This window comes from Acidaminococcus hominis (genome assembly GCF_022484025.1).
Lineage (GTDB): Bacteria > Bacillota > Negativicutes > Acidaminococcales > Acidaminococcaceae > Acidaminococcus > Acidaminococcus hominis.
On record NZ_JAKVMG010000001.1, the window covers coordinates 1,708,164 to 1,724,315 of the forward strand.

Below are 16,152 nucleotides of genomic sequence, written 5' to 3' on the forward strand. Positions count from 1 at the left end.
TGCGCACCTCCATGCGGAATTTGTTTTACTTACTCTTCCAATTCAAGCAGACGTTTTTCCAAGATTTCATCCATATCGAAGTTTTCGATCTGGAGATAGTATTCAGCAGCCATCAGCATGGCTTTCATGGGCACCGTACCGATTACTTCGCTGCCGGCAATGGAAACGCCGTAGCGGCGGGCTTCCATTTTGATCATTTCAAAAGCTTGGTAAACAGCGGTCTTTTCGTAGTTTACCAGGTTCATGGAAACCTGTACCTGGTTCCGTTCTTCCAGCTTTACGCCCATGGCCTTTACAAAGCGCAGGCCGCCGCCGATGTGACGGACTTTCCGGGCAATGGCGTTGGCCACTTCAATGTCGCTGCAGTGCAGGTTTACGTTGAAGGCAACCAGGGGAACCCGGGCGCCAATGGCAGAGCAGCCAGATTTTTCGTTCATGACAGCCGGACCGTAATCCGGTTTCCAGGCAGGATCCTTAATCTTTTCGAAGAAGCCTTCGTACTGGCCTTTCCGTACAGCAGCCAGGTTCCGGCGTTCTTCCTTGGTGCAGGCATCTTCGTACAGGTAAACAGGAATGCCCATTTCCCCGTAGGCTTTGCCTACCGTATTGGCAATGGCAACGCATTCGTCCATGGTTACGCCCATAACCGGGGTAAAGGGAACTACGTCCACTGCGCCAAAACGGGGATGTGCCCCATGATGGGTTCTCATATCAATCAGTTCAATGGCGGTTTTGGCCATGTTGATGGCGGCTTCCGTCACTGCTTCGGGAGTGCCGATAATGGTGACCACGGAACGGTTGTGGTCTTCATCGCTGGAGTAATCCAAAATTTTCAAGCCTTTGATCTTGCGGGCTTCGTCAACAATCTTTTCTACCTTTTCCTTATCGCGACCTTCACTGAAATTTGGTACAAACTCAACTAACTTTTTAGCCATGACGGCACCTCCGTAATAGATAGTCAATCCGAACGGCAGGACTATGTCCCGTTCTGTTATTATATTATTTTTTTCACGACTAAAAAACGTCTAAATGGAAAAAAATCGGATTTTTTTATTTTTTGACCATCTACGGACGCCGTTTCGGTACTATGAAAGGCAAAATGTTCGCAAAATTTTGATTGTGAGGTGAGCTTATGCAGATTATTCCCCGCTCCCAAGCTACAACCACGGCCTGGTCCGGCGGCACCACCACCGAGTTTTATCTGGACCCTGCCGATGGCTCCTACGCCAAACGGCAGTTTACCTTGCGGATCAGCTCCGCCACCGTGGGCCTGCCCGAATCAGATTTCACCCTACTGCCGGATTATCTCCGGATCATTACCCCCCTCTCCGGCGGCTTTACCCTGACCTATCAGAAAAACCCTGCAGGTACCGTAACCCTAAAGCCCCTGGAAGAAGCATATTTTGACGGCGCCTGGCACACCCATTCGGTGGGAAAAGCCCTGGACTTTAATGTTATGTACAAAAAAGGCCTCACCGCTCAGTACACACTTTTGGCCGGGTCGCACACCCTTACGCCGGCACCCCGGCGCTATGTGTACTTGCCGCCCCAGGCTGACCCAGAAAAAGCGCTGGGAGTCCTTTGCGGTAAGGTGCTAACCGCAGATACCCTGTACGTACTGGAGGCAGAAGACGGGGCGGCTGCCCTAACCCTCGCATCCGGCGTCCAGGCCATTTACATTACCGTCCAGTAACCCATGCCCTTCTAGCCCGGATGGTCTTTGGCCGTCCGGCTTTTTTTGCAGAAAGGAGCTGCTCCAAAAAGGGAACAGCTCCTGGCAAATCAGAACTTCAGATGGCAGTACATTTTATCAAATTCCTCCCGGATGCAGGGAGCTACCCATTCACTGGAGAACATAGGATGGGAAATGGCCAGTGCATGCACTCTTTCCTTGATTTCTTCCAGCACGGCAGGGTTGTCCTTGTTTTTCAGGGCCCGGCCCAGCAGATGGCCGATTTCCTTCATTTCCGCTTCCTTGGCGCCCCGGGTGGTCATGGTCGGAGAACCAATCCGCAGGCCGCTGCCCAGGCTGGGCGGCAGGGTATCGTAGGGGATCATGTTCTTGTTGGTAACCATGCCCAGGCTGCACAGCAGGGTTTCGGCTTCCTGGCCGTTGGCAATCACCGGCGTTACGTCCAGCATCACCATATGGGTATCGGTACCGCCGGTAATCAGGCGCATACCTTCTTCTTCACAGCCCTGGGCCAAAGCCTTGGTGTTCAGGCAGACCTGTTTGGCGTAGGTCTTGAATTCCGGCTGGAGCAATTCCAAGAACAGTACGCCTCTGGCCGCCAGCATATCCCCTTTGGGACCGCCCTGGAGCCGAGGGAAGACGCCCCGGTCAATTTTGGAAGCGATGGCTTGTTTGCACAGGATGACCCCGCAACCCCGAGGACCCCGCAGAGTCTTTTGGGTGGACATGGTCACCACATCGGCATAGGGAACCGGGCTGGGAATGGCGCCGCCGGCAATCAGGCCGCAGTCATGGGCGCAGTCCACCCAGAAGTAGGCTCCCACTTCATCGCAGATTTCCCGGAAAGCTTTGTAGTCAATGGTCCGGGGATAGGAAGAAGCCCCAGTAACAATCAGTTTGGGCTGGTACTTATGGGCCATTTCCCGTACCTGATCCATATCAATCCGTTCCGTTTCCTTGTTGACCCCATAGTGGATAGCGTTGAATTCTCGGCCGCTGAAATGGAATTTGGCACCGTGGCTCAAATGGCCCCCGTTGTCCAGTTCCAACCCCAGGAAGGTGTCGCCTCTTTGCAGCAAGCCGTAAAGCACGGCCATATTGGCAATGGTGGCGTTGCCGGACTGGATATTGGCGTGTTCTGCTCCAAAAACCTTCTTTACCCGCTCTACGGCCAGCTGTTCAGCCTTGTCCGCCAGTTCACAGCCCCCTACAAAGCGTTTGCCGGGGTACCCTTCCGTGTTCTTGTTGGTGAAGACGGAGCCCTCCAGCGCCGTACACAGGGGAGAAGCCACGTTTTCCGAGGCAATCAGACCGATGGTCTCAAACTGTCTTTTTTCTTCCTTGTGAAGCAGACCGGCCATTTCCGGGTCAAACACGTCCAGCAATTTGATGGCATCTTGTTTCGTAGGCATTTCCATTTTGTTTTCTCCTTTCAAGAGCAGCACAGGAACCGCAGATAGACAAAAAGAAGGACGCACCAGCTGCAAACCGGTTTGTCCTTCTCTAAATTGGTTGTCAGGGGCTGCCGGACAACCTTTAAAAAAGACCTATGGAGTTATTTCACGTACTTGGCATTGGGATACACCATTAGGTAGTGGTTCTGGGCATCTTTCAGGGCCGCAATCACAGCCTTTTGGGACAGGGCCAGGAACCGCTTCCGCAGGATTTCTGTCAGCGCATCAATGTCCGTCAGCAGGTTATGCCCCACCAGGATTTCCCGCAGGAACACATTGGTGGCTTCCATGATCATGTTGGCACTGGCATCGATGATGGTGTTGGTATGGACGTCCAGCACCAAACTCAGGGAAAAGATCCCGTACATGGCGTTGATGGCGTCTTCCTTGGAAACCTTGGCTACACCCGTTACAAACACCGCATCCTCCGGATACTTTTTGGCAGTCATTGCTCTGCAATTCCCCTTTCTATTGGGTGGAATAAAGCAAAAAGCCGACCAAAAGAAGAGTCCTTCATTCTATGGTCAGCCTAAAATACGTTGATTTCAGGAGGTCATCCTGAAACCCATATGTTCGACTGGAATCAGCATACCATACCTGAAGAAAGATGTCAACGGATTTTACAGTATACTGTATGCATTCAGATAATAGCACGTTTTCAGAAATCTTTATTGCTTTTTATTCCCTTTTGTGCTACGATGTTCCCAATTAAGGGGCAGGCAAGATTCCTGCCCAAACAGAACATATTCCTTATGTTCGCGGAAACAGCTGCCCTGTTTCCATCCGGCGATAAGGTCTGAATGCAGTACACAGTGGTGTGCTGGTTCAGGCCTTTTTTTATTCCAAGAAAGAAGGGGAACGTATGAAACTGGCATTCAACCTGTACCAATCCATGTGCCTGGCAGTCGTGGTCTTTTACCTGGGCGCCTTTCTGAAAAAGCGCGTGAAGCTTTTCCAAACCTACTGCATTCCCAGCCCGGTGATCGGCGGCATTATTTTCGCTGTGGTCAACCTGCTGCTGTACGAAGGACACATCCTGGATCTGACCCTGGACACCACCCTGCAAAGCGTCTTTATGAACATCTTCTTTACCAGCGTGGGCTTTACCGCCGGGTTTGGCATGCTGAAAAAAGGCGGCAAGACCCTGATCATCTTTATGGTCTGTGTGGCTCTCCTGATTACCATCCAAAATGCTACAGGCGCCCTGCTCTGCTCCCTGTTCGGTCTGAACCCGCTCCTGGGACTTTCCCTGGGTTCCCTGCCCCTCACCGGCGGCCACGGCACCTCTGCCGCCTTTGGTCCCCTGCTGGAACAAATGGGGGTGGATAATGCCCTGACTGTCGCCATTGCTGCAGCCACCTACGGTCTGGTAGCCGGCAACGTCATCGGCAACCCCCTGGCCCGGAAACGGATTTTGCAGCTGCACCTGAAGAGCACCGACGCCCAGAATGTAGATACGGACGCTGTCGCTGAGCTGCGCCGGAACACGGAAATTACCCAAAAACTGGATCCGGAACGGGGCACCTGGGGCCTGTCCTTGATTTTTGTAGCCATGGGCTTGGGCACCTTGGTCAGTATGGCCCTGGATGCCGTCCACATTACCATGGCAACCTACGTAGGCGCCATGATCATCGGCATCATTATCCGCAATGGCTGTGATGCCAAGGGCCTTGAAGTACCCATCCAGGAAATCAGCACCATTGGCATCATCGGTCTGAACTTCTTCCTGGCGCTGGCCATGATGGGCATGAAGCTGTACCAGCTGGCGGGCCTGGCTACGCCCATGATTGTCATTCTTCTGGTGCAGACCCTGTTTACTGGTCTGTTCGTCTATTTCATTACCTTCAATCTCTGCGGCCGGGATTACGATGCGGCCGTGCTGGCGGCGGGCCACTGCGGTTTCGGCATGGGTGCCACCCCCAACGCCATGGCCAACATGGACTCCCTGACCCAGGTGTATGGGCCTTCGGAAAAAGCCTACCTGATTATCCCCGTCTGCGGCGGGTTCTTTACGGATATTGTCAACTCGCTTCTGATTACAGCCTTCATGAACCTGCTGTAACCACCCATTTTACCTTGCATCCCATCAGAAAAGGAGTAATACTATGGCACAAATCTTGTCTGGAAAAGAAGTGGCTGCCCAGCTGACAGCCCATTTAACGGAAGAAGTGGAGAAACTGAAACAGCAGGGTATCGTGCCCAAACTGGCCCTGGTCCGGATTGGGGAACACCTGAGCGACGTGCGCTACGAAAAAAGCGCCAAGAACCGCTGCGCCAAGATTGGTATTGCCACGGAAAGCTACGTGCTCCCGCCGGAGGCTTCCCAGGACCAGCTGGTGGCCGTCATCCGCCAGATCAACAACGACGCCTCTATCCACGGCTGCCTGATTTTCCGGCCTTTCCCGCCCAGCTTTGACGATGCCTATGTACGGTCCTGCCTGGATCCCAGAAAAGACGTGGACGGCATTACGGATACGTCCCTGTCCGGTTTGTTCACCGGCTCCTTTACAGGCTTCACCCCCTGCACGGCAGCTGCCTGCATGCATATCCTGGATACCTACCGCATCCCCGTTACCGGCAAGGATGTGGTGGTCATCGGTGCCAGCCTGGTGATTGGCCGGCCCGTAGCCATGGAATTTCTCAAACGGGAAGCCACCGTGTCCATTTGCCACATCAAGACCAAGGACGTGAAACACTACTGCCAGCAGGCCGATATTATCGTGGCAGCTGCCGGCCATGCCGGTCTGGTAACCCGGGATATGGTCAAACCCGGCCAGGTCATCATCGACGTGGGCATCAACGCCACGCCCCAGGGCACCCTGTGCGGAGATGTGGACTTTGCCGCCGTCAGCCCTGTGGTGGCAGCCATTACCCCGGTACCAGGAGGCGTAGGCTCGGTAACCACCTCCGTACTGGCCAGCCACGTAATCCGGGCAGCCCAGCTCCAAACCCAAAAATAATCTTGTTTTTCCTTATTTTAGGAGACGCCCTGCGCCTCCTATTTTTTTGCTGCCCCAGTGAACCTCCCAAAAATATAGTCTTTCTATTCTGAACATGTTATAATAGTTTTCTGTGAATCGGAGCCCCAGAGCTCCAGAACTAGGAGGCCACTATGAATCCAATGACCAATTCCAACAGCATTTCTTTTCCTGCGTATCCCTTCAGCCACAGCGGAGACAGTACTCCAGCCTGGACCCAAGGCACGGGAATTTTCGACTATGTAAAAGAAAATATTGACGCAGAAGGCTTTTTCACCAAGGAGATTCTGCCGGACAAACCCGCTGCAACCGGCGAGTTGGACTTCCAGCCGATGCTGGGTTCCTTCGATCCCTATCTGATGTCCGACCTTTCTGCAGACTCAACCCAGCAGCGGGAAATCCGTGCAGAAAACTTTTCCCGCCAGATACACACGGTACTCCAGGCATTTCTGGAAGACCCTACCCCAGTGCACGCAGCCGACTTTTACATGAAAGCGGCCACCCTGCCCTGCATTCTCTATTACGATACCGTTATAGAAACCCTGAGCCAGGAGCCCATTCCCGCCTGTCTGAAGGATTTGACCCAGGAATGGCTGTACAAGGCCGTCAACCGGGAAGCCGTCAAACTGGCCATTGTCATTACCGGGCTCTGCCTGCTAAATGAGGATAACCTGACCCTCTGCTGGCAGCTAAAAAAGGATCTTTTGCTCTTGGCCCGCTGTGAAGAATTTACCTGTTTCGTGGTCTACGCCCTAAAGCTCAGCCACCAACTGGAAAATTCCGACCTGTGGGACCTGATGACCCATACCAGAGGCTGGGGCCGGCTGGGAGCCATTGAGGCCTGCGAGTTCAACCTAATCAAGGAACGGAAATGGCTGCTCCACAATGCCTTTTTGCAAACCATCGATTATCCGGCCATGGCCCTGATGGTCTTCAACAAGCTGAATATCATGGACCTATTGGATCATGAGCATTTGCAAGAGGACACCTTCCAAGACCTGACCACCCTGATTCTCCACTACTTAATCTATTTGACCGAGGAACCTGAGGGACCCAAAGCCAACATCGACCTGTGGGAGCTGCTGGAAGCATACCTCCATCATGCAGAAGAACACCACACGGACCTTGTCACCGCCTCCGGCCTGACCAACCTGCGGGAATATCTGAAGCAATGGACGGAAAACCAGTACTGGGATTATCTCACCAGCAACCAGCTCCACCTGCTGATTGGCAAAATCGAGACCCTGCTCCTGTCCACCGATTGGCTGCCCCAAATCAAAGCCCACCTGCTGGACAAAGACGGCAATGCCAATTTGGACACCATCCATATGGGCTTTGCCCTGGGGCTGGACCTGCACAAGGAGCTCTGGGCCATCCTGAAAAAAGATCCTCTGCAAACGGAATTGTATGGCTTTCTCCTGGACCCCAAACACAAAAGAATGGCCGGCATGGCAGCCAAATTTGCTTCTGCCCATGCTGACCTATATTTGGAACAGGAAGAGCCCTGCCTGCCCCTGCTGGATACCCTGCAATATTTCCCAGGGACCTGCGGCGACCTGGTGGAAAAAGCGTTGGTTTCCATCTACGATTCCTGCCGTTCCCTGGCCCTGCAGGTCCTGGAGGCCTGGCCGGAAAGTACCTGGCCAAAGGATGCCCAATTGGCACTGCAAAAGGCCCGGACCATGACCACCAGCCCCCTGCAAAAGCTGCAGATTGATGTGCTGCTGAAAAAACGGACTATGGAATATCAAGATTTTCTGGATGTCATCAGGGAATCCAAAAATAAGTAGCTATAAAAAAAGCCTGGGAGAGCTAAGCTCCCAGGCTTTTTTGTGCGTTTTGCAGCCCCTCTTAGAAATCTACTTCCAGGTCGTAGTAGCAGGCCTTCAGCAGTTTTTCCATATCTTCCTGGCTGGGCTGACGGGGGTTGGATCCGGTGCAGGCATCCCCAATGGCTTCTGCCGCAATCTTGGGCAGTCTTTCCAGGAACACATTTTCCGGTACAAACCCTTCTTCCGCAGGCAGGGAATCCTTGCCATAGAATTTGATGGCATGGGGGATGTTCAGTTTGGTCTGCATATCCCGAATCCAGGCAATGAGTTTGGCCACCTTTTCTTCATCGGTATTGCCGCCCAGTTTCATATAGTCCACAATGACCCCGTAGCGCTTCAGGGCTTCCGGATTCTTGGCGTTGTAGGCAATGACCTTGGGCAGGTACATGGCGTTGGCAGCCCCATGAATCAGGTGGGCACCGTAGTCGGCAAAGGCAGCCCCGGTCTTATGGGCCATGGAATGGACAATCCCCAGCAGGGCATTGGAGAAGGCCATGCCGGCCAGGCACTGGGCAACGTGCATGTTGTCCCGGGCTTCCATATCCCCGTTGTAGGAGTTGGCCAAATCCCGTTCAATCATTTCAATGGCGTGGATGGCCAAAGGATCGGTGAAATCACAGTGGGCAGTGGATACGTAGGCTTCCACGGAGTGGGTGAAAGCGTCCATGCCCGTATGGGCTACCAGCTTCTTGGGCATGCCATGGGTCAGTTCCGGATCCACAATGGCAATATCCGGGGTAATTTCAAAGTCCGCAATGGGGTATTTGATGCCCTTTTCATAGTCGGTAATGATGGAGAAGGAAGTTACTTCCGTAGCCGTCCCAGAGGTAGAGGAAATGGCTACAAAGTGGGCTTTTCTGCGCAGTTTGGGCAGGCCGAACACCTTTCTCATTTCTTCAAAGGTGATTTCCGGATATTCGTACTTGATCCACATGGCCTTGGCTGCATCAATGGGAGAACCGCCGCCGATGGCCACAATCCAGTCCGGCTGGAATTCTTCCATAACCTTGGCACCTTTCAGTACCGTTTCCACGGAAGGATCGGATTCTATCCCCTCATAGATCTTCACTTCCATGCCGGCTTCCTTCAGGTAAGCTTCGGCTTTCCCCAAGGAACCATTCCGTCTGGCAGAACCGCCGCCAGTGCAGATGATGGCGCGTTTGCCCTCCAGGGTTTTCAGAACGTCCATGGCATCGTAGCCATGGTAAATATCTCTCGGCAAAGTAAATCTACTCATACGTTTGTCCTCCTTCATGATACAGAAAGTTGATGATACAGACTATATTCGCCACCGCTTTATCAAATCCTTCCTGCGAGGTATACAGGTTTTCTATAATATGTATATTTTCAGTCTAATATTTCCGGCCATACCATTTCAGGTACAGCCCCAGCGCTGCCAAAATGTCCAAAGCCAGGAATACATACACCCCGCGAAAACTGGTTAAGGGAATCAAAAGACCTAGGATAAAGGGGCCAAATCCCGTTCCCAATTCGGACACGGCAATGTAGGTGGAAGAGGCGATTCCCAGCTTATGGGGCGGCAGCCCCCGAACGGCAATAGCCCGGCCCAGGGTGGAAAAATTTCCGAAGCCAAAGCCAATAAAGACGGCGGACAGCAGCAGCATCCATTCCCAGCGGGCCTGGCTTAAAAGCAGCATCCCCAGGGAGAAAACCAAAAACGTGGGGATAATCACATAGGCGCCCTTCTTGTCGTACAGCCGGCCCATGGGCGGCCGGGAAACAATAATCAAGATGGAATACACCAGGAAAAACAGGCTTCCAGCGTGAACCAGATGAATCACCTTCACATAGGATGCCAGGAAACTGCTGAGTCCGGAATAGGCAAAGTACATTAAAATGCTGATATAAGAAATGGGCAGGGCGCTTTTCTCAAAGAGTCCGGAAATCCCCTTGCCAAAATCCTTCAGTTTGGAAGGATCCACCGTCAAATCCGGAATCTTGGCGGTCAGCAGAACCACAGCACTCAAGACTCCCAGTATCATACAAGCGTGGAGAATCATCTGGAAACTGTAGTTGGCGTACAGATACATCCCCAACATGGGTCCTACCGCCATAGCCAGGGTGGTGCTCAGGGAAAAGAAACTGAGCCCTTCCCCCTGCCGTTCCGGAGGCAAAAGATTTACCACGATGGTTGCAATGGCCGAGGTGGATACCCCCAGCCCCAGGCCGTGCAGCAGCCGCAGGGTAATAAAAAACGGAGCGTTGGTCACAAAATAGTACAGGGGTACCACCAGGATGTAGAACAGACTCCCCCAGACCATCATCCGCTTCTTCCCCAGTTGTTCTATGTAGCGGCCGGTAAACAGCCGGGCCACCATGGCTGACAGCAGGAAGCAGCCTGCGGCAATCCCCGCCAGCCAGGGTGCTCCTCCCAAAATATCCATGGTGTAGGCTGCCGCCACCATCATTTGCAGATAAAAAATCCCGTACAGCAAAAAATTCAGTGCAGACAAAGCCATAAAGGGCCTTGTCATATAACTGGGTCTCCCCTTTTCATGTTCCATACCATTTCCTCCTTCAGCTAAACACCCTCTTACAATTATTATAAAGAAATGCCCTGAAAGAAACAATCTGAATTTTCTTAGCGAAAAAAAACACCCTGAACAGGAAATCCTGTCCAGGGTACGGTTCTTGCTTAGCTTTCTGTTGTGGCGGTGGTATCCACCGTTTCTGCTTCTGCCGGAGCATCCGGGTTGTTGCCGTTTAAGATGGCCATGAACTCGTCCCCGGTAATGGTTTCTTTCTTCAGCAGGTACTGGGCCAGCTCGTCCATTTTGGCCCGCCGGCTTTCCAGGATTTCCCGGGCTTCCTTATGGGCCTTCTTCACCAGCTGGAACACGGCTTCGTCAATCTTGGCTGCGGTTTCCGGTGCGCAGGCCAGGGAGGTATCCCCGCTAAGATAGGCACTATTCACGGATTCCAGGGCAACCATATCGAACTCATCCGTCATGCCAAACCGGGTAATCATGGCCCGGGCCAGCTTGGTGGCCTGCTCAATATCGTTGGAGGCGCCGCTGGTTACCAGGTTGAACACCACTTCTTCGGCGGACCGGCCGCCGGTCAGGGTAACAATCTTTTCGTACAATTCCTTCCGGCTCATGAGCACCTTTTCCTGGGTATCCACCTGCATGGTATAGCCCAGGGCTCCGGAAGTACGGGGGATAATGGTAATCTTGTGAACGGGGGCAGAATTTTTCTGGGAAGCTGCCACCAGGGCGTGGCCGATTTCGTGGTAGGCAATCACGTTCTTTTCGTCCTGGGAAATCACCGCACCCTTTCTCTGGGCCCCGGCAATAACCACTTCCACGGATTCTTCCAGGTCCTCCTGGGTCACTTCCGTCCGGCCCATCCGCACCGCCCTAAGGGCGGCTTCGTTGACAATGTTAGCCAGTTCAGCACCGGAGGCCCCGCTGGTAGCCAGAGCCACCGTGTGGAAGTCCACCTGGGGATCCATGCGTACATCGTGGGAATGGACCTTCAAAATAGCTTCCCGGCCCTGGAGGTCCGGCAATTCTACCGGTACCCGCCGGTCAAAACGCCCCGGCCGCAATAGCGCCTTATCCAGCACTTCCGGCCGGTTGGTGGCGGCCAAAATGATGACGCCCTTGCTGCCGTCAAACCCATCCATTTCGGAAAGCAGCTGGTTCAGGGTCTGTTCCCGTTCATCATTGCTGCCAAATTGGCCGCTGTCACGCTTTTTGCCGATGGCATCAATTTCATCAATGAACACAATACAGGGAGCCTTTTCCTGGGCCTGCTTAAACAGGTCCCGAACCCGGGCGGCGCCCATGCCCACAAACATTTCAATGAACTCGGAGCCGGAAATGGAGAAGAACGGTACCTTGGCTTCCCCAGCTACGGCCTTGGCCAAAAGGGTCTTACCAGTCCCAGGAGGTCCTACCAGCAATACGCCCTTGGGCATCACCGCACCAATGGCCGTGTACCGGGAGGGATTATGCAGGTAGTTGACGATTTCCTGGAGGGCTTCCTTGGCCTCGTCCTGGCCAGCCACATCCTTGAAGGTGGTGCCGGTCTGGGCTTCGATATACACCTTGGCGTTGCTTTTGCCAAAGCTCATCATATTGCCCCCGCCCATTTTGGGGCCCAAATACCGCATAATCAGCTGGCCGATTACCATGAAAATCAGGAAGGGCAAAATCCAGTTGTTGAAGAACCGGGTAATGGGAGATTCTTCCTTAGGAATCACCTGGGAGAACTCCACTTTGGCCTTCACCAGCCGGCTCACCAGTTCCGGGTCGTCCACCCGGCCGGTAACGTAAATCTGTTCTTTTCCGTCCTGATTGCACAGCAGGGCAATCCTGTCCTTGGTGATTTCCACCTTGGAGGCCTTTCCCTCGTCCACCATGCTCAGAAAATTGGTATAGCTGACCTCATGCACCTGGGGTTTAAAAAACAGCGGGGTGATGATGGTATTGATGATCAGGATGATCAAGATGGCAGCAATATAATAATATTGCTTGCTTTTATTGGGGTTGCGGTCGGATTCATTCATCGCAATCAATTCCTTTCTGCCTGGTAATAGGAAACTTTGATAAGTTTTATTATAGCACAGAACGGCCCCTTTGACAGAACTGTACAGTCAGTTTGTACGAGAAGTGCAAAAAGAAGGAGCGGAGGAAAAGTTTTCTTCTCCTCCGCTCCTTGAAACTACCCAATCAGGCTTGTTTTTTCCGGTGAATGCCCAGCTGGATGGCATAGGAAATGGCGTTTTCCAGGCTCAGCTCGTTGGCATTGCCGCTGCCTGCATGGCCAAAGCCGGTGCCGTGGTCCACACTGGCCCGGATAATGGGCAGGCCCAGGGTAATGTTGACCCCGGCCACTGCATCCCAGCGGCCCAGTTCATGGTTGTACACGAAGCCCTCGACCTTCAGGGGAATATGGCCCTGGTCATGGTACATGCAGACCACAATGTCGTACCAGCCGCCCAGTGCCTTGGAGAACACTGTATCTGCCGGAGTGGGCTTGCCGTCCGGTATGCAGATGCCTTCTGCCATAGCTTCATCAATGGCGGGCTGGATTTCCTCGATTTCTTCCCGGCCAAACAGGCCCCCTTCCCCGCAGTGGGGGTTCAGACCAGCTACGGCGATTTTAGGTTTCTCAATACCCAAAGCCTTGCAGCCAGCATCGGCAATCCGGATGACTTCCAGCACCCGGGGTTTCTTTACCCGTTCAATGGCTTCCCGCAGGGAGACGTGGGTGGAAACGTGGACCACCCGCAGGTTATCGTGGGCCAGCATCATGGTGTAATGCTGGGTATGGGTATATTCGGCGTAGATTTCCGTGTGGCCGGAGTAATGGTGCCCTGCCATATTGATGGCTTCCTTGCTGAGGGCGTTGGTAACTGTAGCATCCACCTGATTCTTCATAGCCAGGTCGATGACCTTGATTACGTATTGGAAGGCAGCTTCCCCGCCCAGGGCGCAGGCCCCCACCCCAAAGGGAGCGGGTTTCCCGTCCTTTTCGTGCTGGGGAATTTGTTCCGGTTTCACCAGATCCAGACTGATCAGGTCAATGGTGCCATATTGGAACAGGGCATCCTTTACGTCTTTGATGGTATGGAGTTTCAGGGTAAAACCGCTGACCTTTTCCGCCACCTTTAAAGCGTATTCCATGCAGGACGCATCGCCTACCACCAGGGGACGGCATTGTTCATAGATTTTCAGGTCGTGCAGAGCTTTTACGGTAATTTCCGGGCCGTTGCCAAAAGGATCTCCCATGGTAATGGCCACAATGGGTTTTTCTTGCATTTATTTTTCCTCCTTCGTCGTGGTTTGCAGGGTATCCAACAGCCGCAGAATCACATCCGGGTCTCCAAAACCCCCGGACTTGGAAATCAGCAGCTGGGTCTTGCCATCAAGCTGCACTGTGGACAGCACAGTGCCGGTAAACAATTCCCGAATAGGGGTAATCTCGTAGGTTCCCAGAGCCTGTACAAAGCCCATGAGAATGTCCCCTCCGGTTACCATCAGGGTAGTCCGGACCTGCCGGTCCAGCAAGCCCTTGATCAGGGCCCCCATATCCTCCGGAATCCGGCTGCGCACATCGGACAGGTTCAGGCCCCGATCGGCGGCGTAGGCTTCCACCGGTTCTTCTCCGGGAATATCATTGGTATCCACCAGGCACTGCCGGCCCTGTTTCAGCTGCTCCGCCAGGTCGTCCAAAAGCACGGCGCCGTCCGGGGTGGCAAAATACCCTGGGGTCAGGCTTTGGGCGGGTTTTAAGGGATAATACACCATCCTTCCACTGTCCACTGCCTGCTTTACCTGGGTGCGGGTAATGGGATTCACGCTGCCGCAGACCAGAAGAAACGCTTTTTCGGCCTTGGGCAGCGGCGGGCGCTTCCCGGTAATTTCCATCAGCCGGGCCAGCACCGAAGCAAAACCGGCACAGCCAGCCAGGACTTTTAAGCGTCCCAACTTTTTCAGTTCCAGCCCCCGGTTCAGGATATCCTCCTGGGTCACGGCATCGTACACCTGGATGCCGGGCTGCTCCCCGGCCATTTCCCGAAGACCAACGCTATGCACCGTAAAATCCGTCTGGGTATGGAGCACATCGGCTACTCGGGAATACTTCACCGGATCAAAGGGATCCTGGCCAAACACCGAGTCCGCCACGGGAACTCCCTTAATATAATGGATTCCGTCTACTGTAGTCCGCTCCGTTTTGGGATAAGCGGGAATAAAATGCAGCTGGGTACTGCCGCTAGCGTCCAGCAGAGCGCCCAATTCCGCGCCTACATTTCCCCGGAGGCCGGAGTCCGTCTTCTTATAGATGCAGGCCACCCCCAGGGCCACCGCCTGTTCCGTAATGGAACGGACCAGGTCCGCAGCCTGGGCGGGAGGAATATGCCGGGATTCCGTATCAATCACCAGGACCTGTACCTGGGGATCCAGGGCTTCCAAAGGATATTGGGGATCCAGCACCACCCGGGTATTGGCCCCTTCATCTACAAATTGGATGCCGGTATCCAGAGCCCCCGTCAGATCATCGGCCAAAATCAATAGTTCCATAGTTTCAGCTCCTCTTTTGTGCGCTTCCTTTGTTTGGAGTACTTGCTCTTCCTATTGTAGGGGTTTTCTCCCCTTCGTGCAATCCTTTGCTCCCTTTTTGCCGGGTTACAAAGAAAAGGGGCTGTATCAACGAAACCTCTTGATACAGCCCCAAGGCTTAGCCAGCCCTAGGCTTATTTGTAATCTTCCGGATGGGTTGCCATCTCATGCTTATGCAGCATAGTGACCAGCAGCGGGCACAGGAGAGCCGTGGTAATAATGGCGGCAGAAACCTGTACCGTAGCCGCATCGCTGAGAGCGGTGGAAATAACCCCAGCAGCAGCCACAGCCGCCGGCGTGCTGGCAGCGTTGCCTGCGGTGGTACCGATGGCGGCACCGACTTCGGCATGTTTGTAATGCATCAGTTTGTAGCCTGCGTACCCGGCAAGACCAGTGAGCACCGTGGAGGCAACCCCCAAAAGGATACCGGCAGGGCCGGCCTTCACAATGGAAGTCAGGGTCAGGCCAGCGCCCAGCGGGAAGGCAAAGAAAGGAATCAGCAGGCTGGCCCCCGGTTCACAGAACTTCTTGATATCCGGGTCCAGGTTGCCCAAAATGCAGCCTACCACAATGGGGATTACGCAGCCAATCAGTACTTCAACAGGAACTGCATAGCCTGCAGCCCCCAGAGCCAGCAAAGTGAAGAAAGGACCATCGTTGATGGACAGGATGGAAACAGCGCCTACGTCGGTGGCATCGCCGTATTCCCCAGCCAGAGCCGCATACAGGCCCCCGTTGGAGTTGGCAATGGCGGCAATAATGGCAATGGGTGCCAGGCCAAAGATACCGGCTTCCCCAAAGGTATAGCTGACCGCTACCCCGATACCCATGCCCACCAACACCTTAATGGCCGTCAGCAAAACGCCTTTGGTCAGGGTGGTTCCGGCTTGCTTCACATCAATGGTTGTCCCGTTACAGAACAGGAAAGCTGCCAAAAGCGGCATGGCGCCAGTTTTCCATAAGTAGGTAGTAAAGGTCCCTTTGAAGATTACCCAAAATTCAGGAACGCAGGTATTCACCAGGGCACCCAAGAGCAGCGGAACAATCATCAAACCGCCCGGACATTTCTTTACAGTCTGTAATATTTTCATAATAGCCCCCGTC

Annotated in this window: 13 protein-coding genes; 4 read left to right on the forward strand and 9 right to left on the reverse strand. The window is 53.6% G+C overall.

Translation table 11 applies throughout. The annotated features are described in order from the left end of the window. Positions 1-29 precede the first annotated feature (29 nt). The gene (gene ftcD, locus LKE88_RS07585) at positions 30-935 is read right to left on the reverse strand and encodes a glutamate formimidoyltransferase (protein ID WP_276803232.1); all 906 of its coding nucleotides are present in this window, start codon (positions 933-935) and stop codon (positions 30-32) included. A 197-nt stretch (positions 936-1,132) separates the two neighbouring features. Between ftcD and LKE88_RS07590 the strand changes: the two genes are divergently transcribed. Next, positions 1,133-1,693: a HutD family protein gene (locus LKE88_RS07590; RefSeq protein ID WP_276803234.1), complete on the forward strand. Its 561-nt coding sequence runs from the start codon at positions 1,133-1,135 to the stop codon at positions 1,691-1,693. An 89-nt stretch (positions 1,694-1,782) separates the two neighbouring features. On the opposite strand, the gene glyA is transcribed toward LKE88_RS07590, so the two are convergent. Both glyA and LKE88_RS07600 read right to left on the reverse strand, forming a co-directional pair. Beyond that, complete coding sequence (gene glyA, locus LKE88_RS07595) at positions 1,783-3,111, reverse strand: serine hydroxymethyltransferase (RefSeq protein WP_276803235.1); 1,329 nt, start codon at positions 3,109-3,111, stop codon at positions 1,783-1,785. A gap of 137 nt (positions 3,112-3,248) precedes the next feature. Next, the gene (locus tag LKE88_RS07600; RefSeq protein WP_105326331.1) at positions 3,249-3,596 is read right to left on the reverse strand and encodes a DUF3870 domain-containing protein; all 348 of its coding nucleotides are present in this window, start codon (positions 3,594-3,596) and stop codon (positions 3,249-3,251) included. Between the two features lie 413 nt (positions 3,597-4,009). On the opposite strand from LKE88_RS07600, the gene gltS reads away from it, so the two are divergent. The 3 genes from gltS to LKE88_RS07615 all read left to right on the forward strand — a co-directional run bounded on the left by gltS (position 4,010) and on the right by LKE88_RS07615 (position 7,915). Next, on the forward strand, positions 4,010-5,209 hold the full coding sequence (gltS, locus tag LKE88_RS07605) for a sodium/glutamate symporter (RefSeq protein WP_105326333.1): 1,200 nt from the start codon (positions 4,010-4,012) through the stop codon (positions 5,207-5,209). Positions 5,210-5,252: 43 nt separating this feature from the next. Beyond that, positions 5,253-6,107 carry a bifunctional 5,10-methylenetetrahydrofolate dehydrogenase/5,10-methenyltetrahydrofolate cyclohydrolase gene (locus LKE88_RS07610; RefSeq protein WP_105326334.1) on the forward strand — a complete coding sequence of 285 codons (855 nt, stop codon included), beginning with the start codon at positions 5,253-5,255 and terminating at the stop codon, positions 6,105-6,107. Between the two features lie 152 nt (positions 6,108-6,259). Beyond that, positions 6,260-7,915, forward strand: a complete 1,656-nt coding sequence (locus tag LKE88_RS07615) for a hypothetical protein (RefSeq protein ID WP_146109045.1) — start codon at positions 6,260-6,262, stop codon at positions 7,913-7,915. A 61-nt stretch (positions 7,916-7,976) separates the two neighbouring features. Here the strand turns inward: LKE88_RS07615 and LKE88_RS07620 are convergent, their stop codons facing one another. From LKE88_RS07620 to LKE88_RS07645, 6 genes are all read right to left on the reverse strand, one after another. After that, entirely contained in the window at positions 7,977-9,194 is a 1,218-nt protein-coding gene (locus LKE88_RS07620; protein WP_276803238.1) for an iron-containing alcohol dehydrogenase, read from the reverse strand. Between the two features lie 115 nt (positions 9,195-9,309). Then, entirely contained in the window at positions 9,310-10,482 is a 1,173-nt protein-coding gene (locus LKE88_RS07625) for an MFS transporter (protein ID WP_276803239.1), read from the reverse strand. Between the two features lie 131 nt (positions 10,483-10,613). Further along, positions 10,614-12,491, reverse strand: a complete 1,878-nt coding sequence (ftsH, locus tag LKE88_RS07630) for an ATP-dependent zinc metalloprotease FtsH (protein WP_105326338.1) — start codon at positions 12,489-12,491, stop codon at positions 10,614-10,616. A gap of 163 nt (positions 12,492-12,654) precedes the next feature. After that, positions 12,655-13,746, reverse strand: coding sequence for a 4-hydroxythreonine-4-phosphate dehydrogenase PdxA (gene pdxA / locus LKE88_RS07635; protein ID WP_276803240.1), 1,092 nt, complete (start codon positions 13,744-13,746; stop codon positions 12,655-12,657). Further along, positions 13,747-15,009: a four-carbon acid sugar kinase family protein gene (locus tag LKE88_RS07640; RefSeq protein ID WP_118286714.1), complete on the reverse strand. Its 1,263-nt coding sequence runs from the start codon at positions 15,007-15,009 to the stop codon at positions 13,747-13,749. Positions 15,010-15,182: 173 nt separating this feature from the next. After that, complete coding sequence (locus LKE88_RS07645) at positions 15,183-16,139, reverse strand: 2-keto-3-deoxygluconate permease (RefSeq protein ID WP_118286713.1); 957 nt, start codon at positions 16,137-16,139, stop codon at positions 15,183-15,185. Between the last annotated feature and the right edge of the window lie 13 nt (positions 16,140-16,152).